The sequence below is a fragment of the Pseudomonas sp. C6002 genome, assembly GCF_013385805.1.
Lineage (GTDB): Bacteria > Pseudomonadota > Gammaproteobacteria > Pseudomonadales > Pseudomonadaceae > Aquipseudomonas.
The window spans coordinates 205,663-230,841 of the sequence record NZ_JACAPH010000018.1 but is presented as its reverse complement, the minus strand read 5'-3'; the positions used below and the strand labels follow the sequence as shown (position 1 = coordinate 230,841).

Annotated in this window: 23 protein-coding genes and 1 pseudogene; 13 read left to right on the top strand and 11 right to left on the bottom strand. The window is 60.8% G+C overall.

The features are described 5' to 3' along the window. Positions 1-5 precede the first annotated feature (5 nt). The 5 genes and pseudogenes from HX817_RS13475 (at position 6) to HX817_RS13455 (ending at position 4,755) form a co-directional block, all read left to right on the top strand. Entirely contained in the window at positions 6-1,538 is a 1,533-nt protein-coding gene (locus HX817_RS13475) for an inactive transglutaminase family protein (RefSeq protein ID WP_003214971.1), read from the top strand. Beyond that, positions 1,538-2,524, top strand: a complete 987-nt coding sequence (locus HX817_RS13470; RefSeq protein WP_003214969.1) for an alpha-L-glutamate ligase-like protein — start codon at positions 1,538-1,540, stop codon at positions 2,522-2,524. The genes HX817_RS13475 and HX817_RS13470 overlap by 1 nt, the downstream gene beginning before the upstream one ends. A gap of 5 nt (positions 2,525-2,529) precedes the next feature. Next, a complete protein-coding gene (gene pabB / locus HX817_RS13465; RefSeq protein ID WP_177040359.1) occupies positions 2,530-3,870 on the top strand; it encodes an aminodeoxychorismate synthase component I in 1,341 nt (446 codons plus the stop codon). 227 nt (positions 3,871-4,097) lie between these two features. Then, positions 4,098-4,399 (top strand): annotated as a pseudogene (locus tag HX817_RS13460) (type II toxin-antitoxin system HigB family toxin). Beyond that, positions 4,399-4,755, top strand: coding sequence for a type II toxin-antitoxin system HigA family antitoxin (locus tag HX817_RS13455; RefSeq protein WP_087695204.1), 357 nt, complete (start codon positions 4,399-4,401; stop codon positions 4,753-4,755). The pseudogene HX817_RS13460 and the gene HX817_RS13455 overlap by 1 nt, the downstream one beginning before the upstream one ends. A 103-nt stretch (positions 4,756-4,858) precedes the next feature. Here the strand turns inward: HX817_RS13455 and thrH are convergent, their stop codons facing one another. Continuing rightward, positions 4,859-5,476: a bifunctional phosphoserine phosphatase/homoserine phosphotransferase ThrH gene (gene thrH / locus HX817_RS13450; protein WP_010176441.1), complete on the bottom strand. Its 618-nt coding sequence runs from the start codon at positions 5,474-5,476 to the stop codon at positions 4,859-4,861. Between the two features lie 152 nt (positions 5,477-5,628). Between thrH and HX817_RS13445 the strand changes: the two genes are divergently transcribed. The 3 genes from HX817_RS13445 (at position 5,629) to HX817_RS13435 (ending at position 8,987) form a co-directional block, all read left to right on the top strand. Beyond that, positions 5,629-6,363: a phosphoadenylyl-sulfate reductase gene (locus tag HX817_RS13445; protein WP_003214958.1), complete on the top strand. Its 735-nt coding sequence runs from the start codon at positions 5,629-5,631 to the stop codon at positions 6,361-6,363. A gap of 352 nt (positions 6,364-6,715) precedes the next feature. Next, positions 6,716-8,245, top strand: a complete 1,530-nt coding sequence (locus HX817_RS13440) for an NCS1 family nucleobase:cation symporter-1 (RefSeq protein WP_177040358.1) — start codon at positions 6,716-6,718, stop codon at positions 8,243-8,245. A 13-nt stretch (positions 8,246-8,258) separates the two neighbouring features. Next, complete coding sequence (locus HX817_RS13435) at positions 8,259-8,987, top strand: aspartate/glutamate racemase family protein (protein ID WP_003214954.1); 729 nt, start codon at positions 8,259-8,261, stop codon at positions 8,985-8,987. Positions 8,988-9,105: 118 nt separating this feature from the next. On the opposite strand, the gene HX817_RS13430 is transcribed toward HX817_RS13435, so the two are convergent. Next, positions 9,106-10,029 (bottom strand): LysR family transcriptional regulator, encoded by a 924-nt coding sequence (locus tag HX817_RS13430; RefSeq protein ID WP_102605104.1) that lies wholly within the window; start codon positions 10,027-10,029, stop codon positions 9,106-9,108. Between the two features lie 114 nt (positions 10,030-10,143). Here HX817_RS13430 and HX817_RS13425 point away from each other — a divergent pair, with 114 nt between their 5' ends. Together HX817_RS13425 and HX817_RS13420 are read left to right on the top strand one after the other, a co-directional pair. Next, positions 10,144-10,890, top strand: a complete 747-nt coding sequence (locus HX817_RS13425) for a 3-oxoacyl-ACP reductase family protein (protein WP_008432692.1) — start codon at positions 10,144-10,146, stop codon at positions 10,888-10,890. Between the two features lie 120 nt (positions 10,891-11,010). Then, positions 11,011-14,481: a PAS domain-containing hybrid sensor histidine kinase/response regulator gene (locus HX817_RS13420; protein WP_003214948.1), complete on the top strand. Its 3,471-nt coding sequence runs from the start codon at positions 11,011-11,013 to the stop codon at positions 14,479-14,481. Between the two features lie 102 nt (positions 14,482-14,583). On the opposite strand, the gene rmuC is transcribed toward HX817_RS13420, so the two are convergent. Beyond that, positions 14,584-15,948 carry a DNA recombination protein RmuC gene (rmuC, locus tag HX817_RS13415; protein ID WP_173406092.1) on the bottom strand — a complete coding sequence of 455 codons (1,365 nt, stop codon included), beginning with the start codon at positions 15,946-15,948 and terminating at the stop codon, positions 14,584-14,586. A gap of 175 nt (positions 15,949-16,123) precedes the next feature. Then, a complete protein-coding gene (locus tag HX817_RS13410) occupies positions 16,124-16,447 on the bottom strand; it encodes a sel1 repeat family protein (protein WP_023659092.1) in 324 nt (107 codons plus the stop codon). An 846-nt stretch (positions 16,448-17,293) separates the two neighbouring features. On the opposite strand from HX817_RS13410, the gene HX817_RS13405 reads away from it, so the two are divergent. The 3 genes from HX817_RS13405 (at position 17,294) to HX817_RS13395 (ending at position 19,702) form a co-directional block, all read left to right on the top strand. Next, positions 17,294-17,518, top strand: a complete 225-nt coding sequence (locus HX817_RS13405) for a hypothetical protein (protein ID WP_003214941.1) — start codon at positions 17,294-17,296, stop codon at positions 17,516-17,518. A gap of 265 nt (positions 17,519-17,783) precedes the next feature. Further along, a complete protein-coding gene (locus tag HX817_RS13400; protein ID WP_177036358.1) occupies positions 17,784-18,266 on the top strand; it encodes a hypothetical protein in 483 nt (160 codons plus the stop codon). Positions 18,267-18,412: 146 nt separating this feature from the next. After that, on the top strand, positions 18,413-19,702 hold the full coding sequence (locus HX817_RS13395) for an OmpP1/FadL family transporter (RefSeq protein ID WP_177008960.1): 1,290 nt from the start codon (positions 18,413-18,415) through the stop codon (positions 19,700-19,702). 65 nt (positions 19,703-19,767) lie between these two features. On the opposite strand, the gene HX817_RS13390 is transcribed toward HX817_RS13395, so the two are convergent. The 7 genes from HX817_RS13390 to cobU form a co-directional block, all read right to left on the bottom strand. Continuing rightward, the gene (locus HX817_RS13390; RefSeq protein WP_177040357.1) at positions 19,768-20,319 is read right to left on the bottom strand and encodes a glutathione peroxidase; all 552 of its coding nucleotides are present in this window, start codon (positions 20,317-20,319) and stop codon (positions 19,768-19,770) included. Positions 20,320-20,469: 150 nt separating this feature from the next. Further along, complete coding sequence (locus HX817_RS13385; RefSeq protein ID WP_161635735.1) at positions 20,470-21,669, bottom strand: MFS transporter; 1,200 nt, start codon at positions 21,667-21,669, stop codon at positions 20,470-20,472. A gap of 62 nt (positions 21,670-21,731) precedes the next feature. After that, a complete protein-coding gene (locus tag HX817_RS13380; RefSeq protein WP_003214925.1) occupies positions 21,732-22,136 on the bottom strand; it encodes a MarR family winged helix-turn-helix transcriptional regulator in 405 nt (134 codons plus the stop codon). Positions 22,137-22,178: 42 nt separating this feature from the next. Further along, complete coding sequence (locus tag HX817_RS13375) at positions 22,179-22,907, bottom strand: adenosylcobinamide-GDP ribazoletransferase (protein WP_177040356.1); 729 nt, start codon at positions 22,905-22,907, stop codon at positions 22,179-22,181. Between the two features lie 2 nt (positions 22,908-22,909). Next, positions 22,910-23,485, bottom strand: a complete 576-nt coding sequence (gene cobC, locus HX817_RS13370) for an alpha-ribazole phosphatase family protein (RefSeq protein WP_102368349.1) — start codon at positions 23,483-23,485, stop codon at positions 22,910-22,912. Next, a complete protein-coding gene (cobT, locus tag HX817_RS13365) occupies positions 23,482-24,537 on the bottom strand; it encodes a nicotinate-nucleotide--dimethylbenzimidazole phosphoribosyltransferase (RefSeq protein ID WP_177040355.1) in 1,056 nt (351 codons plus the stop codon). The genes cobC and cobT overlap by 4 nt, the downstream gene beginning before the upstream one ends. After that, positions 24,534-25,055, bottom strand: a complete 522-nt coding sequence (gene cobU, locus HX817_RS13360) for a bifunctional adenosylcobinamide kinase/adenosylcobinamide-phosphate guanylyltransferase (RefSeq protein WP_102368348.1) — start codon at positions 25,053-25,055, stop codon at positions 24,534-24,536. Before cobU ends, cobT begins: the two co-directional genes overlap by 4 nt. Positions 25,056-25,179 lie beyond the last annotated feature (124 nt).

The window sequence follows — 25,179 nt, the reverse complement described above, 5'->3', positions numbered from 1 at the left end:
TTTGAATGCGCTCTCTTAATCTGCACCTGAAAATCCTGATCGCCGTTTTGGTGGTCTTGGGCATTTCGGTCACCGCCTATCAGATTTTCGTGCTGGGGATTCCCGTCACCGAGGACGCCACCGACGACCTGTGGAACATCGACGCCAAGGTCGAGTTCGTCGCCAGCGCCAAGGACCCGGTGAAAATCCAGATGTTCGTGCCGCCCCTGAGCCGCGACTTCGTCAGCCTGAATGAAAGCTTTATCTCGAATAACTACGGCGTCAGCGTCAATCGCCTCGACGGCAACCGCAAGGTCACCTGGTCGGCACGCCGGGCCAAGGGCAACCAGACCCTCTACTACCGCCTGGTGCTGACCAAGCGTTACAGCGGTGAAAAGGTCAAGGTCAAGGGCCCGACCTTCCGCGACAGCATCGCCGTCGAAGGCCCGGAAAAAATCGCCGCCGAAGCCCTGCTGGCGCCGATCCGCCAGCACTCGGCCGACGTCGAGACGTTTATCAGCGAAGCCATCAAGCGCACCAACAACCTCAACGACGACAACGTGAAGCTGCTGCTGGCGGGCGACCCGTCGACGCCGCACAAGGCCAAGATCGTCGAGTTGCTGCTGTCCATCGCCCACGTGCCGGTGGAAAAGGTCCACACCATCCGCCTGGTGGCCGACCAGCCGCAAACCCCGGAACTCTGGCTGCGCAGTTTCAATGGCAACGACTGGCTGTACTTCAACCCCGACACCGGCGAGCAAGGCCTGCCGGCCGACCGCCTGCTGTGGTGGACCGGTGATGAAAACCTGATCACCGTCGACGGCGGCAAGAAGGCCATGGTGACCTTTAGCCTCAACAACAGCGAAATGAACGCGATTCGCCTGGCCAAGCTGACGGACGAAAACACCGACGCCAACTTCCTCGAATACTCGCTGTACGGCCTGCCGCTGCAAACCCAGCAGACCTTCATGATCATGGTGATGATCCCGATTGGCGTGCTGGTGATCCTGATCCTGCGCAACCTGATCGGCCTGCAGACCCTAGGCACGTTTACCCCGGTGCTGATTGCCCTGGCGTTCCGCGAGACACAGCTGGGCTTCGGGATTGTGCTGTTCACCATTATCACGGCGCTGGGGCTGTCGCTTCGGTCTTACCTGGAACACTTGAAGCTGCAGATGCTGCCGAGGCTCTCGGTGGTGCTGACCTTCGTGGTGGTGCTGATCGCCGCCATCAGTCTGTTCAGCCACAAGCTCGGCCTGGAACGCGGGCTGTCGGTGGCACTGTTCCCGATGGTGATCCTGACCATGACCATCGAACGCCTGTCGATCACCTGGGAAGAACGCGGTGGCGGCCATGCGATGAAAGTCGCGATCGGCACGCTGTTCGCCGCTTCCCTGGCGCACATCATCATGAGCGTGCCGGAACTGATCTACTTCGTGTTCACCTTCCCGGCGATCCTGTTGATCCTGGTGGGCTTCATGCTGGCCATGGGTCGCTATCGCGGCTACCGCCTGACCGAACTGGTGCGTTTCAAGGCCTTCCTCAAGGCTGACTCGTAATGTTCGGCTTCTGGAAGACCTGGAAGGCCCTGGAAGCGCGGGGGATCATGGGCATCAACCGGCGAAATGCCGACTACGTGCTCAAGTACAACAAGCGCAGCCTGTATCCGATCGTCGATGACAAGATCATCACCAAGGAACGGGCCATGGCCGCCGGCATCCACGTGCCGGAAATGTACGGGGTCATTTCCACCGAGAAGGAAATCGACAAGCTCGACGAGATCATCGGCGGGCGCAGCGACTTCGTGATCAAGCCGGCCCAGGGCGCCGGTGGTGACGGTATCCTGGTGATCGCCGACCGTTTTGAAGGGCGCTACCGGACCGTCTCCGGCAAGATCATCAGCCATGAAGAAATCGAGCATCAGATTTCCAGCATCCTCACCGGCCTGTATTCCCTCGGCGGCCACCGTGACCGCGCGCTGATCGAATACCGGGTGGTGCCCGACCAGATCTTCAAGAGCATCAGCTACGAAGGCGTACCGGACATCCGCATCATTGTGCTGATGGGCTACCCGGTGATGGCCATGCTGCGCTTGCCAACCCGCCAGTCCGGCGGCAAGGCCAACCTGCACCAGGGCGCGATTGGCGTGGGTGTCGACCTCGCCACCGGCCTGACCCTGCGCGGCACCTGGCTGAACAACATCATCACCAAGCACCCCGACACCACCAATGCGGTGGACGGCGTGCAACTGCCCAACTGGGACGGGTTCATGAAGCTCGCCGCCGGCTGCTACGAGCTGTGCGGCCTGGGCTATATCGGCGTGGATATGGTGCTGGACCAGGAAAAGGGTCCGTTGATCCTGGAACTTAACGCTCGCCCGGGGCTGAACATCCAGATTGCCAACGACTGCGGCCTGACCTTGCGCACCCATGCCGTGGAGGCTCGACTGGAAGAGCTGAAGGCGGCGGGCGTAACGGAAACACCGGAGGAACGGGTTAAGTTTGTGCAGGAAATGTTTGGGCATATTCCGGCGGTCGAGGGATAAACCCAGTGACCTGCTCCGTACACCCGCTGCCCTACCGGGCCAACCCTGCCGAATACTTTGCAGCAATCCGCCATGCGCCCGGCGCGGTGCTGCTGGACAGTGGCCGACCGGCGGCCGAGCGCGGCCGTTATGACCTGCTGAGCGCCTGGCCCGAGACGACCCTGGCGGTACTGCCCGACGAAAGCGGCAGTGATTTCCTACAGCGCCTGCGGGAAAACCTGACGTTGCTGGGTGAAGCCACGATCCCCGCGCCCTACGAACTGCCGTTTGCCGGCGGCCTCATCGGCTACCTGAGCTACGACTTCGGTCGTCATCTTGAGCACCTGCCGCACGTGGCGGTGGACGACCTGCACCTGCCGGATGCACGCTTTGGCCTGTACGCCTGGGCCTTGATCAGCGATCACCAGGCGCAGACCAGCCAACTGGTGTTCCATCCCAAACTGGCGGAAAGCGAACGGCAGCGCCTGATCGCGCTGTTCGGCCAGCCGACCATCGGCGCATCGGCAGCCTTCAAGCTGCAAGGCCCAATGGCCCCGGACGTGACAGCCGACACCTACAAACACGCACTCGCCCGCATCCAGGATTACATCCAGGCGGGTGACTGCTACCAGGTCAACTTTGCCCAACGTTTCCGTGCCCCGTGCAGTGGCGATCCGTGGGTGGCCTACTGCGCCTTGCGCGAAGCCTGCCCGACGCCGTTTTCCGGGTTCCAGAGCTTGCCGGATGATGGCGCGGTATTGAGTTTATCGCCGGAGCGCTTCGTCAAAATCAGCCAGCGCCAGGTGGAAACCCGCCCGATCAAGGGCACCCGGCCAAGGGGGGCGACGCCCGAGGAAGATGCAGCCAACGCCGCTGAATTGCTGGCCAGCCCCAAGGATCGTGCCGAAAACCTGATGATCGTCGACCTGCTGCGCAACGACCTGGGCCGCACCTGCCGCACCGGCTCGGTGAGGGTCCCGGAGTTGTTCAGCCTGGAAAGCTATCCAAATGTGCATCATCTGGTCAGCAGCGTGACCGGCGAATTGGCCGACGATAAAGACGCCCTCGACCTGATCGCCGGCAGCTTCCCCGGCGGCTCCATCACCGGCGCACCGAAGATTCGCGCGATGCAGATCATCGACGAGCTGGAGCCAACCCGGCGCGGGTTGTATTGCGGTTCGCTGGTGTATCTGGACGTGCGCGGCGAGATGGACAGCTCCATCGCCATTCGCAGCCTGTTGGTCAAGGATGGTCAGGTGTGCTGCTGGGGCGGCGGCGGGATTGTCGCGGACTCGGAGTGGCAGGCGGAGTATCAGGAGTCGATGACCAAGGTGCGGGTGTTGTTACAAACCTTGGAAAGCCTGTAGCACGCAGCCCTCCCTGGCTCTGCGACGCGGAGCCAGGCAGCAGAAAAGACCTGAATCAGTACCGAAGTAGACGGGGTCGAAGCCGGAGGATAGCGTCCGGTTTCAACCGTCCACCAGCCGTCTGTGAAGGATCACATGAAACGACTGCCTACTTGTCAGGAAAGATTTCCGAGATTGCATCTGCCCTCAACCGCACCCATTATCTCCCAAATTGGGAGGTCGCAGCGATGCGGATAATCGCTCTGTCTGCCCTACGAATATTCTGGGAAAACCACCCTGGTTGCATGGATGCCAAAACGCCGCTGGTCGAGCTGTATCGCCATATGGAAAAAGCTGTTTACCCAACCCCTCAGGCCCTCAAGGCAGAGCTAAGGACAGCGAGCATTCTCAAAGGGGGCAGGGTTGTGTTCAACATAGGCGGCACAAGTATCGAGTGATCATGGCGATCAATTATCAGCGACAGCTTGCGTTCATTCGCTTCGTGGGGACCCACGCGCAATACGATCAGATCAATGTGGAGACCGTGTGATGAACATCAAACCCATTCATTCCCAGGAAGACCTGACCGCTGCGCTCGCGCGCGTCGAACAGCTATGGGAAGCGGAGATCGGCTCGCCCGAGGGTGACGAGCTGGAAATTCTCGCGATACTTATCGAAAAGTACGAAGCGGAGCATTTCCCAATGCCGCCTTCGGATCCCGTCGAAGCGATTAAATTTCGAATGGAGCAGCTAGGCCTGACCGCCCGAGACCTGGAGCCTTTCATAGGTCCGAGCGGGCGGGTTTCCGAAGTGTTGAATCATAAGCGCAAGCTGAGCTTGTCGATGATCAAACGCCTGCATGAAGGCTTGCGCATTCCTTATGAGAGTTTGCTGGCAGGGGTCTAGGCTGTGCAGTGGCCATACCGGCCCCATCGCGGGCAAGCCCGGCTCCCACATGGGAGCGCGGTCAACATGTGGGAGCTGGCTTCCATCAGCCACACCCAATAACTTACAGGCTCAACTGCCGATTCGACGCCTTGATGAACTCTTTCTTCAAGTCCTCAAACGTATGCACCGCCGGGAACTGCGGGAACTCGCGAATCACGTTCTCCGGCGCGTGGAACAGGATCCCACGGTCGGCCTCACCCAGCATGGTGGTGTCGTTGTAGGAATCACCGGCGGCAATCACGCGGTAGTACAGGGTCTTGAAGGCCAGCACCGACTGACGCTTGGGATCTTTCTGACGCAGCTGGTAGCTCACCACCCGGTCATTTTCGTCGGTGATCAACCGGTGGCACAGCAAGGTCGGGAAACCCAGTTGGCGCATCAGCGGCTGGGAGAACTCATAGAAGGTGTCAGACAGGATCACCACCTGGAAGCGCTCGCGCAGCCAATTGACGAACTCGATGGCGCCGTCCAGCGGCTTGAGGGTGGCGATCACTTCCTGGATGTCCGAGAGCTTCAGCCCATGCTCATCAAGAATGCGCAGGCGCTGTTTCATCAGCACGTCGTAGTCGGGGATGTCCCGGGTGGTGGCCCGCAAGGATTCAATACCGGTTTTTTCGGCGAAGGCGATCCAGATTTCCGGAACCAGCACCCCTTCCAGGTCGAGACAGGCAATTTCCACAAGACACTCCCATTTAAAGTTATTGAGTTGAGCGAGCAAAAGGACTGCCGAACTCTAGCGATTCACGCTGGCCGCCGCAACGCAGGCGGGATTTTGTTACCATCGCCCCCCTATAGAGCGCTCAGCGCCACTGACCTGTAGGAACCGTCCTGATGAACCAAGCCTTCGACGTCGCTGAACTCGCCGCGACTTACGCCAACAAATCCGCCCAGGACATTCTCAAGCTGGCATTCAGCCAGTTTGGCGACGACCTGTGGATCTCTTTCAGCGGTGCCGAGGACGTGGTGCTGGTCGACATGGCCTGGAAGCTGAACAAGAACGTCAAGGTGTTCAGCCTCGACACCGGTCGCCTGCACCCGGAGACCTACCGGTTTATCGAGCAGGTGCGTGAGTTCTACAAGATCGACATCGAACTGATCTCGCCGGACCAGAGCAAGCTGGAACCCTTCGTCAAGGAAAAGGGCCTGTTCAGTTTCTACAAGGACGGCCATGGCGAGTGTTGTGGCGTGCGCAAGATCGAACCGCTGCGCCGCAAGCTGTCCGGTGTAAGCGCCTGGGCCACCGGCCAGCGCCGCGACCAGAGCCCCGGCACCCGCAGCCAGGTGGCCGCGCTGGAAATCGATACGGCTTTTTCCACCCCGGAACGCACCCTGTACAAGTTCAACCCGCTGGCGCAGATGACCAGTGAGGAAGTATGGGGTTACATCCGCATGCTGGAGTTGCCGTACAACAGCCTGCACGAGCGCGGTTTTATCAGCATCGGGTGTGAGCCGTGCACCCGTCCGGTACTGCCGAACCAGCACGAACGCGAAGGCCGTTGGTGGTGGGAAGAAGCAACCCAAAAAGAATGCGGGTTGCATGCCGGGAACATCATCAGCAAGGCGTAACGCCTGAGCCAGAATCCTGTACACAGAAATGTCACCATCGGTGCCATTTTTGTGTGCACTTATAAGATCCTGCACCGAAAAGTTACATCCTCCCTCGTCACACCTCTTCTAAAATCCCCGCCCCTCTCTGCGCTACAAAATAAATAGCTGTTCAAACGGTCAATTTATATCGCTTTAAATTCAGCCGGTTATTTCCAATCACGCTAAAAACCAAATCGCCGTGTATTTCACCCGGCGAAAATCTGGCACGCATGTGGCTTAAGGCAAAACACACTTTGTATACAATTAATAAAAAAGATACATACACTTTGACATCAGCCGCTCTCCTGCTGATGTCCAGGAGCCTGCCGGAATGCGTACAAGTCTCTCCAATAACATCGCACTGGATCTGCCCTCCTCCACCCTGAACCCCGAGGCCACGAGCCCCGGCCCGTTGGTCATCAGCCCGCGCCTGCACAACAAGGACCTGGCGCCTACCAAGGCCGAAGGCCGGCGCTGGGGCCGCTACAGCATCTTTGCCTTGTGGACCAACGATGTGCACAACATCGCCAACTACTCCTTCGCCATCGGCCTGTATGCGCTGGGCCTGGGTGGCTGGCAGATTCTGCTGTCCCTGGGGATCGGCGCGGCGCTGGTGTACTTCTTCATGAACCTGTCGGGCTATATGGGGCAGAAGACCGGCGTACCGTTTCCAGTGATCAGCCGCATCAGTTTTGGCATCCATGGTGCGCAGATTCCGGCACTGATTCGTGCGGTGATCGCGATTGCCTGGTTCGGGATACAGACCTACCTGGCCTCGGTGGTTTTCCGCGTGCTATTGACAGCGGTTCATCCAGGTTTTGCCGACTACGACCACAACTCGATCCTCGGCCTGTCCACCCTGGGCTGGGCGTGTTTTGTGGCGATCTGGTTTGTGCAGCTCGCCATCCTCGCCTATGGGATGGAGATGGTGCGCCGCTATGAAGCCTTCGCCGGGCCGGTGATTCTGCTGACAGTAGCGTCCCTGGCCGGCTGGATGTATTTCCAGGCGGACGGCCACATTGCCTGGGCCATTCGCGAGCCGCTGACCGGTGGTGAGATGTGGCGCAATATCTTTGCCGGCGGCGCGCTGTGGCTGGCGATCTACGGCACGCTGATCCTGAATTTCTGCGACTTCGCCCGCTCCTCGCCGTGCCGCAAGACCATCAAGGTCGGCAACTTCTGGGGCCTGCCGGTGAATATCCTGGTGTTCGCGGCCATCACCGTGCTGCTGTGCGGCGGGCAGTTCCACCTCAATGGCCGGGTGATTGAGAGCCCTACGGAAATCATTGCGGCGATACCCAACACATTCTTCCTGGTGCTGGGCTGCCTGGCGTTCCTGATTGTGACCGTGGCGGTGAACATCATGGCCAACTTCGTCGCGCCGGCCTTTGTGCTGAGCAACCTGGCGCCCAAGTACCTGAACTTCCGCCGCGCCGGGCTGATCAGCGCCACCGTGGCGGTGTTGATCCTGCCGTGGAACCTCTACAACAGCCCGCTGGTGATCGTGTATTTCCTCTCGGGGCTGGGCGCACTGCTGGGGCCGTTGTACGGGGTGATCATGGTCGACTACTGGTTGATCCGCAAAAGCCAGGTGGACGTGCCGCAGCTGTATAGCGAAGACCCGAATGGCGCTTATTACTACAGCCGCGGGATCAATTTGCGCGCCGTGGCAGCCTTCATTCCTGCCGCGGTGATCGCCATTCTCCTGGCCCTGCTGCCCGGTTTCGCCCTCGTCTCGCCCTTCTCCTGGCTGATTGGCGCCGGTATTGCAGGGCTGCTGTACCTGCTGTTCGCCAAGCGCCAGCCGTACTACGCCGATGTGAGCGGCGAAAGCATTGCAGTCGATAACGTCAGTCATTAAGTAAGGACATTCCATGCGCATCCTTGTGGTCAACGTCAACACCACCGAGTCCATCACCGAGGCCATCGCCAAACAGGCACGGGCGGTGGCGTCCCCCGGCACCGAGATCGTCGGCCTGACTCCGTTTTTCGGTGCCGAATCGGTGGAAGGCAATTTCGAAAGCTACCTGGCGGCCATCGCGGTGATGGACCGGGTGATGGCTTACGACCAGCCGTTCGATGCGGTAATCCAGGCCGGCTACGGCGAACATGGCCGCGAAGGCTTGCAGGAGTTGCTCAACGTGCCGGTGGTGGACATCACCGAAGCGGCCGCCAGCACCGCGATGTTCCTCGGACATGCCTATTCGGTGGTGACCACCCTGGACCGCACCGTGCCGCTGATCGAGGACCGGCTGAAACTGGCCGGCTTATATCAGCGGTGCGCGTCGGTACGGGCCAGCGGCATGGCGGTATTGGAACTGGAGGAAGACCCGCTGCGGGCCATGGAGGCCATCGTGCGCCAGGCTGAATTGGCGATCAGCGAAGACAAGGCCGAAGTGATCTGCCTGGGCTGCGGCGGCATGGCCGGGCTGGATGAGCAGATTCGCTACCGCACGGGTGTGCCGGTGGTGGACGGTGTGACCTCGGCTGTCACGATTGCCGAAGGCTTGGTGCGGTTGGGGCTGTCGACCTCGAAGATACGCACGTATGCGACGCCGAGGCCGAAGAAAGTGATCGGCTGGCCCGGAAAGTTCGGACATTGAAGATCCAAAATGTGGGAGCGGGCTTGCTCGCGAAAGCGGTGGATCAGTCGATGCATGTGGTGACTGTCACACCGCCTTCGCGAGCAAGCCCGCTCCCACACTTTGATCCCCACAAGGATCAAATGGCGCTGAACCGCCGCCCCAACTCGCGTTCGACAAACTGCTCCAGGATGAAATCCACAAACGCCCGGGTCTTGCCGGGCAGCAGCTTGTGTTCGGCGTAGTACAGCGAGATGTTGCCGTCGTCGACATACCAGTCGGGCAGCACTCGCACCAGTTGGCCGCTGTCCAGATACGGCACCGCCATCGGCATGCTGACCAGCGCAATCCCCAGGCCCTGGGCACTGGCGCAGCAGGCAGCGCCCGAGTCGCTCATGGTCATGCGCGGCTTGAGCACCAGCGGGCGTTGTTCGCGCGTGCGGTGGGTGAGTTGCCACGAACGCACGCGCCCGGTTTGCGGTGAGCGGATCAGGATGCCGTTGCACACAGACAAGTCCTCGGGCGCGACCACCGGCTTGCGTTTGGCGAGGTATTCCGGTGAGGCCAGCAGGATCCGGTGCGCCGGCGCCAGCTTGCGCGCGACCACGCCCTGGGGCAGCTCAAAACCACCGCCGATCGCGGCATCGAAGCCCTGGCCGATCAGGTCCACCTGGCGGTTATCAAAATGCCAGTCGGGGTTGATATCAGGAAAGCGCTTTAGAAACTCCCCCAGCAACGGCACCACATAACGGTTGCCGAACACCGTGCCCATGCTCACTTTCAGCGTGCCCACTGGCCGCCCTTCGGCACTGGCCAGGTTAGCCACGGCGTTTTGAATGGTGGTGAGGCTGCCGCTGACTTCTTCGAGGAAGAGCTTGCCGGCCTCAGTCAGCGTCAGGCGCCGGGTACTGCGCTGGAACAGCCTTACACCCAGGCGCGCCTCCAGCTTGGCCACACTTTTGCCCACGGCCGCCGGGGTCAGGCTCAGGTGCCGGGCAGCTTCGGCAAAACTGCCGCCTTCGGCGCTGCGCACGAAGCATTCGATACTGCCAAAGCTTTCCATATCGCCCCACTCTAAACTTTTGGTTTACACAGACTATAGCAATCACGGTCTACCGAGGACGCCACACGAGGTCGATACTCGACTCCAACCTCAACACACCTTTTGGAGAACGACATGACCACACAAAACCTCAGCGGCAAAGTCGCCTTGATCCAGGGCGGTTCCCGCGGTATCGGCGCCGCCATCGTCAAGCGCCTGGCCGCACAGGGCGCTGCCGTCGCCTTTACCTACGTCAGTTCGGCTGCCAAGGCTGAAGAGTTGCAGAACAGCGTGATCAGCCAAGGCGGCAAAGCCCTGGCGATTCATGCCGACAGCGCCGACGCAGACGCCATCCGCAGCGCCGTCAACGCCACCGTCGAAGCGTTCGGGCGCCTGGATATCCTGGTCAACAACGCAGGCGTGCTGGCCGTCGGCCCGCTGGAAGATTTCAAGCTGGAAGACTTCGACCGCACCCTCGCCATCAACGTACGCAGCGTATTTGTCGCCACCCAGGAAGCCGCGCGGCACATGGGCGAAGGTGGCCGCATCATCAACATCGGCAGCACCAATGCCGATCGCATGCCGTTTGCCGGTGGCGGCCCGTACGCCATGAGCAAATCGGCGCTGGTCGGCCTGACCAAAGGCCTGGCCCGCGACCTGGGCCCACGGGGCATCACCATCAATAACGTGCAGCCAGGCCCGGTGGACACCGACATGAACCCGGCAAGCGGTGATTTCGCCGAAAGCCTGATCGGCTTCATGGCCGTGGGCCGTTATGGCCATGTAGAAGAGATCGCCAGTTTCGTCGCCTATCTGGCAGGCCCTGAGGCCGGCTACATCACCGGCGCCAGCCTGACCATCGACGGCGGTTTCGGCGCCTGAACCAACGCTGCGACATCACACCACGCTCCGACCTTGGTCGACACTGACTAACGCCAAGCATCATGCGAGACTGTTCGCCCGGGCCGGGAATGCCCGGGCGTTCTTATGTCTGGAGTTCTCATGACGCTGTCCAGCGGGCTGATCGCCGCCGTTGCCCTGGCCTATATGGCCATTATGTTTGCCATCGCCTTTTACGGTGACCGTCGCCATGCGCCGCTGCCGCCGCGGATGCGTGCCTGGGTGTATAGCCTGTCGCTGGCGGTGTATTGCACCAGCTGGACATTCTTTGGTGCCGTAGGCCAGGCGGCCGAACAGTTGTGGGCGTTTTTACCGATCTACCTGGGACCGGTGCTGCTGTTGGTGCTCGCTCCGTGGGTCCTGCAGAAGATGGTGCTGATCAGCAAGCAGGAAAACATCACCTCCATCGCCGACTTTATCGCCGCCCGTTACGGCAAATCCCAATCCCTGGCGGTGGTGGTGGCGCTGATCTGCCTGGTGGGCGTCCTGCCTTATATAGCCTTGCAACTCAAAGGCATCGTGCTGGGGGTGAACCTGCTGATCGGCGCCAGCGCCGACACCACGGGCACCCGCTCCCAGGACACGGCGCTGATCGTGTCGCTGGTATTGGCGTTGTTCACCATTGTGTTCGGTACCCGCAACCTGGACGCCACGGAACACCACCGCGGCATGGTGCTGGCGATTGCCTTTGAATCGTTGGTCAAGCTGTTCGCGTTTCTCGCCGTCGGTGCGTTTGTGACCTACGGCCTGTACGACGGTTTCGACGATTTGTTCAGCCAGGCGATGCTCGCGCCACGGCTGGAGGAATACTGGAAAGAGACCGTCAACTGGCCCTCGATGGTGGTGCAGACCGGCGTCGCGATGATGGCGATCATCTGCCTGCCCCGGCAATTCCATGTCACCGTGGTGGAAAATATCGACCCCCAGGACCTGCGGCTGGCCAAGTGGGTGTTCCCGGCCTATCTGATCCTGGCCGCCCTGTTTGTGATCCCGATTGCCCTCGGCGGGAAGATGCTGCTGCCGGGTTCGGTATTGCCGGATTCCTACGTGATCAGCCTGCCGTTGGCCGAAGCCCATCCGGCGCTCGCCGTGCTGGCGTTTATCGGCGGCGCCTCGGCGGCTACGGGCATGGTGATCGTCGCGAGCATCGCCCTGTCGACCATGGTCTCCAACGACATGCTGCTGCCTTGGCTGCTGCGCCGTTCCAGTGCCGAGCGGCCGTTCGAAGTGTTCCGTCACTGGATGCTGTCGGTACGCCGGGTGAGCATTGTCATCATCCTGCTGCTGGCTTACGTCAGTTACCGGCTGCTGGGGTCCTCCGCCAGCCTTGCAACCATTGGCCAGATTGCGTTCGCCGCCGTGACCCAACTGGCACCGGCGATGCTCGGCGCGCTGTATTGGAAACAGGCCAACCGACGCGGAGTATTTGCCGGGCTGGCGGCGGGTACGTTCCTGTGGTTCTACACCTTGGTCCTGCCGGTCACCGCGAAAAGTCTGGGCTGGTCGTTCAGCCTTTTCCCGGGCATGACGTGGCTGCATTCGCACCCGCTGGGCTTGTCTGTAACTTCTCTGACGCTGGGCACCGTATTTTCCCTGGCGGGTAACTTCACGTTGTTCGTGTGGGTCTCGATGCTGTCCCGCACGCGCGTGTCGGAACATTGGCAGGCCGGGCGTTTTATCGGCCAGGAAATCAGCCAGCGGGCCAGCGCTCGCTCGATGCTTTCGGTGCAGATCAACGACTTGCTCAGTCTGGCAGCGCGGTTTGTCGGTGAAGAACGGGCTCACCAGAGTTTTGTGCGCTTCGCCTATCGCCAAGGCAAAGGGTTTAACCCCAACCAGAACGCCGACAATGACTGGATTGCCCACACCGAACGCCTGTTGGCCGGCGTGCTCGGTGCGTCGTCGACCCGGGCGGTGGTGAAAGCCGCCATTGAAGGCCGGGAAATGCAGTTGGAGGACGTAGTTCGCATCGCCGACGAAGCGTCGGAAGTACTGCAGTTCAACCGGGCACTGCTGCAAGGCGCCATCGAAAACATCACCCAGGGCATCAGCGTGGTCGACCAGTCCCTGCGGCTGGTGGCGTGGAACCGGCGGTACCTGGAGCTGTTCAATTACCCCGAGGGCCTGATCAGCGTGGGCCGGCCGATTGCCGACATCATTCGCTACAACGCCGAGCGCGGGCTGTGCGGCCCGGGCGAGGCCGAAGTACACGTGGCGCGTCGCCTGCACTGGATGCGCCAGGGCCGTGCGCATACCTCCGAGCGGCTGTTTCCCAATGGCCGGGTGATCGAACTGATCGGCAACCCGATGCCGGGTGGCGGGTTTGTGATGAGCTTCACCGACATCACCGCGTTCCGCGAAGCCGAGCAGGCGTTGACCGAGGCCAATGAAGGCCTGGAACAGCGGGTGACCGAGCGAACCCACGAACTGTCGCAACTCAACGTCGCGCTGACCGATGCCAAGGGCGTGGCCGAGACCGCCAGCCAGTCGAAAACCCGGTTCCTCGCAGCGGTCAGTCACGACTTGATGCAACCGTTGAACGCCGCAAGGCTGTTCTCTGCCGCCCTCTCCCACCAGAACGACGGCATGTCGCCGGATGCCCGGCAGTTGGTGCAGCATCTGGACAGCTCGTTGCGTTCGGCGGAAGACCTGATCAGCGACCTGCTGGATATTTCGCGCCTGGAAAACGGCAAGATCAATCCGCAGCGCCAGCCCTTCGTGCTCAATGAACTGTTCGATACGCTAGGCGCCGAGTTCAAGGCTCTGGCTCAGGAGCAGGGTTTGCGTTTCCGTCTGCGGGGCAGTCGTTTGCGGGTGGACAGTGACATCAAGTTGCTGCGGCGGGTGTTGCAGAATTTCCTCACCAACGCATTCCGGTACGCCGACGGGCCGGTGCTATTGGGTGTGCGGCGCCGTCGCGGCGAGTTGTGCCTGGAAGTGTGGGACCGTGGTCCCGGGATTCCCCAGGACAAGCAAAAAGTCATCTTCGAGGAATTCAAACGCCTGGACAGTCACCAGACGCGTGCCGAGAAAGGCCTGGGACTGGGCCTGGCGATTGCCGATGGCCTGTGCCGCGTGCTCGGGCACCGCCTGAGCGTGCGTTCATGGCCGGGCAAGGGCAGCGTGTTCAGCGTGCGTGTGCCGTTGGCGCGCACTCAGGTCAGCGCGCCTGCCAAGCCGGCGCAGGAAAGCGGCCAGCCGTTGAGCGGTGCGCAGGTGCTGTGTGTGGATAACGAAGAAAGCATCCTGATCGGCATGCGCAGTTTGCTCACGCGCTGGGGCTGTGAAGTCTGGACCGCCCGCGACCAGGCGCAATGTGCCGCGTTGCTGGCCGAGGGTGTGCGGCCGCAACTGGCCCTGGTGGATTACCACCTCGACCACGGCGAGACCGGCACCGAGTTGATGGGCTGGCTGCGGGCACAACTGGCAGAGCCGATTCCGGGTGTGGTGATCAGTGCCGACGGGCGGCCGGAGATGGTGGCCCAGGTGCATGCGGCAGGGTTGGATTACCTGGCCAAGCCGGTGAAGCCGGCGGCGTTGCGGGCCTTGTTGAGCCGGCACCTGCCGCTTTAGCCCATGTGGGAGCTGGCTTGCCTGCGATGGCATCGCCTCGGTGTATCTGGAGGAACGAGGTGTCTGCATCGCAGGCAAGCCAGCTCCCACAGAGACCGGTGACTATTCTGGCAACTGCGCCACGCCGTCTTCATCGGTCATCGCCCGTTCCAGCAAGTCGGCCGGCAGGCTTTTGCTGGCGCGGGCGCCGAGCAGCTTCAGTTGCTCGGTACGGCTCACCAGGTTTCCGCGTCCGTCGGTCAGCTTGTTGCGCGCCGCACTGTAGGCTTTATCCAGCTGCTGCAGGCGGTTGCCTACCTCGTCCAGGTCCTGGATAAACAGCACGAACTTGTCGTACAGCCAACCGGCGCGCTCGGCAATTTCCCGGGCGTTCTGGCTTTGCCGTTCCTGTTTCCACAGGCTGTCGATCACCCGCAAGGTGGCCAACAACGTGGTCGGGCTGACAATCACGATGTTGCGGTCGAAGGCTTCCTGGAACAGGTTCGGCTCGGCTTGAAGCGCCGCCGAAAATGCGGCTTCAATGGGCACGAACAGCAGCACGAAATCCAGGCTGTGCAGGCCTTCCAGACGTTTGTAGTCCTTGCCGGCCAAGCCTTTGACGTGGTTGCGCAAGGACAGTACGTGCTGCTTGAGGGCTGCCTGGCCGATCGCCTGGTCGTCCTCGGCGACGTACTGTTGATAGGCGGTCAGGCTGACCTTGGAGTCCACCACTACCTGCTTGTCCCCCGGCAGCATGATCAACACGTCGGGCTGGAAGCGTTCGCCGTCCGGGCCCTTGAGGTTGACCTGGGTCTGGTACTCGCGGCCCTTTTCCAGACCGGCATGTTCCAGCACCCGCTCCAGGATCAACTCGCCCCAGTTGCCCTGGGTTTTCTGGCCCTTGAGGGCGCGGGTCAGGTTGGTGGCTTCATCGGACAGGCGCAGGTTCAGCTGTTGCAGGCGCTCCAGCTCCTTGGCCAGGGAGAACCGCTCGCGGGCTTCGCTCTGGTAGCTTTCTTCGACGCGCTTTTCGAACGACTGGATGCGCTCCTTGAGCGGGTCGAGCAATTGGCCGAGGCGCTGCTGGCTGGTTTCGGCGAAGCGTTGCTCGCGCTCGTCGAAGATCTTCCCGGCGAGTTCAGCGAACTGCGCGCGCAGCTCATCACGGGAACCTTGCAGGTCACTGAGGCGTTGCTGATGGCTTTCCTGTTGCTCGCGCAATTCGGCGCGCAGGGACGCGGACAAGGCATCCAGGCGGCGTAGTTCGGTTTCCTTGGCGGAACGGTCGAGGTTCCAGGCGTGGGCGGCGTCGCGGGCGTTGTCACGGTCGATCTGCAGCAGTTCGACTTCCCGGCGCACGGCGGCCAGATCAGCCTGTTTGGCAGCGTTGGCCTGGCTCAGGTCGCTGATTTCGTCACGGCTGGCGTCCAACTGCGCGGCGAGCCCTTCCTGGGCCAGTTGTGCGGTGGCCAGGCGCTCTTCGAGCAATTCCCAGCCGGCCATTCGCGCGCTCAGTCGGCGCTGAATCTGCCAGCACAGCCCCAACAGCGGCAACCCAGCAGCGGCGAGACCCAGCACAACACTGGTCCAGTCAAAAGCCATAGCGATTCCTGCCGTCACCCGAAAAGAAGAAGGTTAACCAAGCCAGCGCATTGAGGACAGCTCAGTCTTCGATCTGGCCCAGTTCACGCTGGGCGATGCGGTCACCGGCGCGGGCGGCCTGGCGCAGCAGTTCGTGGCCGATACGGCGGTCGCGGGCATTGCCGCACTCGCGGCACATCAACTGGCCCAGACGGCTTTGCGCCACCACCACGCCAGCACGAGCCGGTTGCTTGAGCAAATGCCCTGCAAAATGTTTGACGTTGGGGCTGTGGCCCAGGCGCGGGCTGTCGAGCAACCACAAGGCAACTTTCAGGGAAAAACGCTTGGGTGCGGTAACAACCTGAGGGCTGTCGGTAACAGAAGGTGATACTGAGCGAAACTTCATAAAGCACTGTGGGACAGAACGGAAGGCGCGCCACTCTACTCTTTTTTTCGTACAGGTAAAGCTGAAAAAAGCCTGCACGCCCGTTCTAGAGCAAGCGCTTGGGACAATCCACAGAAGCTGTGGATAACTCAGTGGACAACCGTTCTGTAAGTCCCGCAAAGGCCCATGGAACGGGGGCCGCAGTCAAACTGACGATTTTTTCACCAATAAAAAAAAGCTCGATTTTTCATTGACTTAAATTTTAGTTGCAGGCACCCGGGCGCTTTGCGGGGCGTATGTCAGTTCAGTTACACAGGGCGCCACCAATGTGCACAACTACCCACTCGCCGGTTATATCAACCGCGTTTTTTGCTCAGGCAGCGGCTAAGGAATGTTACCGCAGGCCCAGGACCCGAAAAGTTTTTTGCCTATCACACTTCCTTTCATCGTTTCAATCCGTTACTATCCGCGGCGTTAGTACCAAGCTGAAAGTCAATTCTGGTCGAACAACTCCCTCACGGCACCGCCGACAAAAAGGGATCGACCACCTCGATGGTTTCCAGGTATCACTTGCGACGACACGGCCTTTGAACAATGCAAAGGGTGTCGCGAAGTTTCCATACTCTGAAAGAACCAACCTGCAAATTGATCAGGATCTTCACCCCGGGCCCAGAACCTTTGCCCCTGTTGTGTTGCCTGCCCTCCTAAGTACCTACCTGCCAGCCCAAGCGCGCCAACTTAATAGCGCTTCAAACTGGCTGCTTTGTTCCAGTCGGGTTCTTCGTTCGATCAATGGTGATCAACGTCACTGGAACGTTTTAACGTTGCACGGTTCTTAACCGTGTCATTTGTAGGAACACCAATAATATGTCCACTCAAATCCACACTCAGGATGCCATTCGCACCCTCACCAACGCTTTTGCACCAATGAACTGCCTGATCATGGCCGCTCGCAAAGGCTGCTTCAGCTTTACCCTGGTCAACGAACACGGCATCGCTCGTCACAGCGAACGCCTGTACCCCGATCAATACTCCAGCGCAGAACCGCTGCAGGCCGTGATCGATCGTACTCGCCAGGCACTGGTTGCCTGATCGACCCGAATCGCTGAAACACAAAAACCCCGGTTAAAACCCGGGGTTTTTTATTGCCTGAAATTCAGGCGCGCTAAGTTTAAATTGATATAAACGATATAACTAAATGATGAAAATATTTTAAAAACAGTCCTTTACATCGTAAATATGACACTACACTTCAACTCAAGCGGCATGATCCGCTTCCGGCGGACCTGAGATCCGATTCACCGCTGCCAAGCCCTCGCTCAGGTATCGCCGATTAATTTCATGGATTGAGGCATTTATGGGCATCGCCGCCAGCGAATTGTGTCGTTATGTGATCCGGCCCACCCTGCTTTACCTGGGTCGCCATAACCAGACGGCTGAATCCCTGCTGCTGGGCATCGCCGCCAGCCAGTCGGCACTCGGTTCAGCCCTGCACGACCGCCGCGGCCATGGCCTCTACAGCATCACCGAGCCGCGTCATCGCGCGCTGTGGGATAACTACCTGGCGCTGGACCCCGAGCGCGCCAGCCTGGTACGCGGACTCGCCAGCCAGCATGCCTTCCTCAGCGGGCCGCAGCTTGAGCTGACGGTCAACCTGCGTTACGCCACCGCCATCGCCTGGCTGCTGGTGGAACAACACCGCCCACACCTGCCACCGGCCGACGACGTATTGGCGATGGCGCGTATCTGGAAAGAAATATTTCACCCTCAAGGCCGGCTCCGGGATTTCACCCAGGCCTGGCAAACCTGTGTTTCACCCATGAATCACGTCGCCTGTTGACCGGGCGATTTGCAAGATTCGGCTAAAAACGTTGATTTTGGTCGGATTGTCCTACAAAACCGCCCTATCTCCTGTGTTTGAGCCTATAGCGCAAACATAAATTTATTGTTACTTTCCGCAGCGGTGATCACCACGGAGTTCTAATAATGAAAAAAGTAATGCTCAAGACGACACTTAGCCTCGCCGTTGCAATGGCATCCTCCCACGTGTTCGCGAGCGGCTTCGCCCTCAACGAACAAGACGTTGCCGGGATGGGTACCGGTTTTGCGGGACGTTCTTCATCTGCCGAAAACGCAAGCACTGTTTATGGCAACCCTGCCGGTATGGCTCGCCTTGAAGGCCAGCAAGTTACAGGTGGTGTTGCAGCGATTGATGCTTCCACCAACATCAAAGATGTCAGTGGTCGCTCCAGCGGTAGCAATAAAGGCGACATGGTCCCTTTCACTGCCGTTCCTTTCGGTTTCTACACCAATAAACTCAATGAGCAATGGGCTGTCGGTTTCGGCGTCTATGCACCCTTTGGCCTGGTGACTGACTACGAAAGCGGCTTCCAGGGCAAAGCATTCGGCAGTAAGAGCGAAGTGAAGGTCATTACCTTCCAGCCAACCGTCAGCTATGCCTTCAACGACCGGGTGTCGATTGGTTTTGGTCCGACCATCAACCGTATCGCCGGTACGCTTGAGTCCGATATCAACCTGCCAATCGCCGGGACCGGCTCCAACAACGTCAAGATCAAGGGTGATGACACCGCACTCGGCTTCAATGCCGGCCTGCTGGTACAAGCCACTGACACCACTCGAGTGGGTCTGACCTATCACTCGAAAGTGAAGTACAAGCTCGAAGGCCATACCGAAGTGACCAAGGGGGCCAACGTTCCCGCCAGTCTCTTGAACAACGGTCGTTACGACGCTTCGTTGAAGATCGACACCCCTGAATCCTGGGATCTGTCTGTTACTCAAGACCTGAGCGACGCCTGGAAACTCTATGCGGGCGCAACATGGACTCGCTGGAGCCGCCTGAAAGACATCACCGTCAATAACGAAGGCGTATCGGCCGCCGCAGGCAGTGGCGCTCTGGCTCCGCAAATTGTCGGCACCATCAAGGAAGACCAGAACTGGCACGACACCTGGGCCTACGCCCTGGGTACTTCGTACCGCGTGACCAAGCAGGTGGTACTGCGTACCGGCCTGACGTTCGACCAGTCGCCGACCAACAACACTGATCGCTCGCCTCGCATCCCTACCGGTGACCGGACGATCTTCAGTCTCGGCCTGGGCTACGACGTCATGCCGAACATGACCGTCGACCTGGCTTACTCCTACCTCAAGGAAGAACCTGTCAAAGTTGCACGCGCTAACGCACTGGGCCAGTCCTACAACGCCAAGTACGAAAACAGCGCCAACGGTTTCGGCCTGGGTGTGACGTACAAGTTCTGATGTAAAGCGACATAAAAAAGCCCCGCACTCTTGCAAAAGAGGCGGGGCTTTTTAGTGGGTGCCCATCAGGGTTTCGAAGCCAGCGCCTCTTCCACCGCCTTGATCAGGTCCGCGCTATCCGGCTTGGTCAGGCTGGAGAAGTTGGCGATCACCTTGCCCTGGCGGTCCACCACGTACTTGTAGAAATTCCACTTCGGCGCACTGCTCTGCTGCGCCAGCATCTTGAACAGATGCACCGCGTCCGGGCCCTTGACCTTCTGTGGTTCGGTCATGGTGAAGGTCACGCCGTAATTAACGTAACAAACCTTGGCAGTTTCCTCCCCGGTCTTGGCTTCCTGCTTGAAGTCATCGGACGGCACGCCAATCACTTCCAGCCCCTGGCCCTTGTAGCGCTGGTACAACGCTTCAAGCCCTTTGAACTGCGGCGCAAACCCGCAGAAGCTGGCGGTGTTGACGATCAGCAGCGGCTTGCCGGCAAAGCGCTGGCACAGGTCGATGGATTCCTTGGCGCGCAGCTTGGGCAACTGGCCTTCAAGCAACGGCGGGCAATCGGCAGCCATGGCGACACCGCCAAAAGCCGCCATCAGAGCGGGTACTGCGAACCAGCGCATCTGCATGTGAGGTGTCCTTGAAAAGTCTCAGACACAGAACTTAACAGATCGCCATGCCCAACTGCATCAATGCCAGGCCGCCCTGTTGCCAGCCCCACCACGCCAGCAGCAGCAAGAGTCCTGCTCCTGCTGCGCCGAGCCAATGCCAGGTCGAATTCATGCCACCCCCATTTGCGCCTGCAAACGTGCCACCGGGCGCTCGCGCACCGGCCAGTTCAGCGCCGCTGCCACCAGGCTCAGGACGATTGCCACCTGCCAGATCAAATCGTAGCTGCCGGTTCGATCATAGACCACCCCGCCCAACCAGCCGCCGAGGAACGAGCCCAGTTGATGGAACAGGAACACTATCCCACCGAGCATGGAAAGGTTTCTGACACCAAACAAGGTCGCGACCGTGCCGTTGGTCAGTGGCACCGTGGACAGCCACAGGAAGCCCATCGCCATGCCGAACAGGTAGGCGCTGGTCTGCGTCACCGGCGCCCACAGGAAGATCACGATCACCACCGCCCGCAGCAAGTACAAACCGGTCAACAAACGGGGTTTGGACATGCGCCCGCCGAGCCATCCGGCGGTATAGGTGCCAAAGATATTAAACAGGCCGATCAATGCCAGCACGGTCGTTCCCACCGAGGCCGGCAAGTGCTGGTCCACCAGGTACGACGGCAAGTGCACGCCGATAAACACCACCTGGAAACCGCAGACAAAAAAGCCGAACGCCAGCAGCCAGAACCCTGAATGGGAGCAGGCCTCACCCAAGGCTTCGCGCAAGGTCTGCTGGCCAGCCACCGCAGGCAACGGTCGATCCTTGAGCATGGTCACCAACGGCACGATCAGCGCCACCATCAGGCCCAGCACCAGCAACGCGGCGGACCAGCCAAGCCAGCCGATCAAACCGAGGGTGCCCGGCAACATGGCGAACTGGCCGAACGAGCCGGCGGCGCTGGCGATACCCATGGCCATGCTGCGTTTTTCCGGCGCCACGGCACGCCCCACCACCCCGAGGATCACCGAGAACGAAGTACCCGACAGGCCAATGCCGATCAGCAACCCGGCACTCAGGGACAGCGACCACGCCGAATCCGAAAGGCCCATGAACACCAGGCCCAGCGCGTAAAGCACACCACCGATCATCACCACCTTGGCGGCGCCGAAGCGGTCGGCCAGGGCGCCGGTAAACGGCTGTGCCAGGCCCCAGATCAGGTTTTGCAGGGCGATGGCAAAGGCAAAGGTCTCACGGCCCCAGCCGAATTCGGCACTCATGGGCGCCAGGAACAGGCCGAAGCCATGTCGCACGCCGAGGGACAACGCGAGGATCAGCGCACTCCCCACAAGAATCCAGCCGCTGGTGCGCCACATCGAGGTCATTTCTTATTCTCCGTTCGCGGGTATATACCCGCTTATCATCGAACAAACTCGCGTCAAGCGAGTTCATCCAGCAAGGCCAACAGGGTTTCGCGCTTTTCGGCGCCCAACTTATCAATCAATTTCTGCTGCGCCGCTTCCCAGGCCGGCAATGCGGCGGCGAGCCGTTCGATACCCGCCTCGGTCAGCAAGACCAGGCGGTTGCGCAAGTCATCGCCCTCCACCAACTGCACCAGGCCCTCGCCTTCCAGCACCCGCAGGTTGCGCCCCAGCGTGCTGCGATCCAGGCCCATGGCGTCGGCCAGGCTGGAAATGCTCGGTTGATCGAGGCGCTGCAGATTACACAGTAAAGAATACTGGGCAACGTTGATCCCGAAGCCGTCGAGAGCGCCGTCGTAATGCCTGCTGACGCCACGAGCGGCGCGACGCAGGTTTGTGCATAAACATTGGGAGGCAAGCATGGAGCGTGTATATACCCGGGATTAATGAAATGCAAGAAAGTGTTACAGCACCAGACTGATCAACACCGCCACTTCCAGCAGCTCCAACAGCGCGCCGGCGGTGTCGCCGGTGGTGCCGCCGAGGCGATTGACCATCAATTGGCGCAAGCCGATAAAACAAAGGGCAGCCACCAGCACGGCAATCCCGCCACTGAAACCGCCGATCAAGATACACGCCAGGCCGCTGAGGATCAGCACCTGTTGGCCGACGATCCGTGGCAAATGATCCGCCAGGGCCTGCCCCAGACCACCGGCGCGCACATAGCGCGTGGTGAGAAACAGCGCCAGCATTGAAGCGCGGCCAATCAACGGTACGAGGATCAGCGCGGCGCCGTTGTGCTGCTCGATCAATGCCACCAGCGCGGTGAATTTGAGCAGCAACACCAGGCCCAGGGTGACCACCGCGATCGGGCCGCTGCGCGGGTCTTTCATGATGGTCAGGGTGCGCTCGCGGTCACCGAAGCCACCGAGCCAGGCGTCGGCGCTGTCGGCCAGGCCGTCCAGGTGCAGGCCGCCACTGAGCAGCACCCATGCGGTCAACAGCAGCGCGGCGTGCAGCAGCAATGGCGCGCCCATCAACACGGCGTTCAAGCCCCACAGCAGTAGCCCGAACAGCAGCCCCACCACCGGATAAAACAGCAACGAACGCCCCAGTTCCTGGGGCTGCGGCATGCCCGGCAAGCGAATCGGCAGGCTGCTGAGAAACTGCAAGGCGATCCAGAACGGCAACATGCTCAGCGTCCTTCCCTTAATACGCCATCCGCCTCGACCTGCAGGCTGAACAGGCCACCATGGCCGACTTCGACATTCAACAGTTGCTCACGCGGCAGACCACGTGCCTGGGCCAGCAGCAAACGCATGACTCCACCATGGCTGATCAGCAGCACTCGCTGGCCGGCATAAGCTTGATACAAGCGGCCGACAGCCCCCAAAACACGCGCGGAAAACTGTGAAACCGGCTCGCCCTGCGGCGGCGTGAAACTGTAGGGATCAGCCCAGAACAGGCCCAGCGCGTCGGCGTCGGTTTCCATCAAGGCTGCAGCGCTCTGCCCTTCCCAGGCGCCGAAGTGCAGTTCCTGCAGATCCTTTTCGAGGGTGACCGGCAGGTTCAGGCGCGTGCCCAACTCCTCGGCAAACCGCGCACAACGTTGCAGCGGCGAACTGACCAGACGCTCCCATGGGCCCTGCGCCACCACCGCCTCACGCATCTGCTCCCAGCCCTTGGCCGTGAGCGCATCGTCCAGGCTGCCGCGCAAGCCGCCGCCCAGTTCGGTTTCGCCGTGGCGCAGCAGGTCCAGGCGCAAAGTCATGCCGGGCGATCCGCTACGGCTGCTTCGGCGAAGGTCGCCATCTGCCCGTGCAGCGCGCAGGCCAGGCGCAGCAACGGCACAGCGAGCGCGGCGCCACTGCCTTCACCCAGGCGCAGCCCGAGTTCCAGCAAAGGCTCGGCGTTGAGGCTTTGCAGCACGTGACGATGGCCGGGCTCGGCACCGCGGTGGCCGAACAGCAGCCATTCACGGCAGCCGGGGTTCAGGCGCGTGGCGACCAAGGCGGCGACGGTGCAGATAAAACCGTCCACCAGCACCACGACCCCTTCTTGAGCGCAGGCCAGGTAGGCGCCGACCAGCGCGGCAATTTCAAAGCCGCCGAGGTTGAACAGGGTTTTCAGTGCGTCGTCGCGATCGCCCGCGTGCAGTGCAAGGGCGCGCTCGATGACGGCGACCTTGTGGCTCACGCCCTGGGCGTTCAGCCCGGTGCCGGGGCCGGTCAGGTCGCTGACCTGGCAATCCAGCAGCGCGCAGGCCAGGGCACTGGCGGCGGTGGTGTTGCCGATGCCCATTTCGCCACCGATAAACAGTTGCGCACCGCTGGTGATAGCGCGGTGCACGCTGTCGCGGCCGGCTTGCAGGGCAAGTTGGCCCTGGGCTTCGGTCATTGCCGGGCCGTTGACGAAGTTGGCGGTACCGAGACCGATATTCAGGTGGCGGACGCCCGGTAGGTTCAACGTCGGGGTGATGGTGCCGAGGTCGACCACTTCCAGCTTGGCGTCGAGTTGGCGCGCAAGCACGCTGATGGCGGCGCCACCGGTGACGAAGTTGTGAAGCATCTGGCCGGTGACTTCCTGGGGGAAGGCGGAGACACCTTCGGCGACGACGCCGTGGTCGCCGGCGAAGATCGCGATCCACAGGTGGTCGACGCTGGGTTTGACCTGGCCCTGGAGGCCGGCCAGTTGGACGGCCACGGCTTCCAGCCGGCCGAGGGAGCCGGCGGGCTTGGTCAGTTGCTGCTGGCGGGCCAGGGCTTGTTCGTGGGCTTGGGGGTCGATCGCCTTGCAGGGGTTGAGCCACCAGGTGTCGGTCATAACGCAGTACCTTTCAAAGTCAGGGGCAGGCCGGCGACGGTCAGGACAACGCGCTGACAACGTTCGGCCAAGGCTTGATGCAGCCAACCGGCTTCATCGACATAGCGGCGAGTCAATTCGCCCAGCGGGACGACACCCATTCCGGTCTCGTTGCTGACAAAAATGATTTCTCCTGGGAGGGTGGCCAGGGTTTGGAGCAAGGCCTCACGCTCTTCTTTGAGACGGTCGGGGTCTTCGAGCATCAGCAGGTTGGTGAGCCATAGGGTCAGGCAGTCAACCAGCAGGCAATGGTTCGGGGTGGCGTTTTCCTTGAGGACACGGGCCAGTTCGATGGGCTCTTCGATCAGGCCCCATTCGGTCGGGCGCCGCTCGCGGTGGTGGGCGACGCGTGCGGTCATTTCGCCGTCCAGGGGTTGGCTGGTCGCTATGTAGGTGACGCTTAGGCCGCTGTCGGTGGCGAGTTTTTCAGCCAGGCGGCTTTTGCCGGAGCGGGCGCCGCCGAGGATCAACTGGAGCATGGGTTGTGCCTCTGTTTTTGACTGTGTGTATATCCGTTATTTAGGTAACGGCGACTATTGGTTCCGCTCTTACAGCGGCTCACTTTTGAAGAGCGCAAAAGTAAGCAAAACGCTCTTGCCCCAC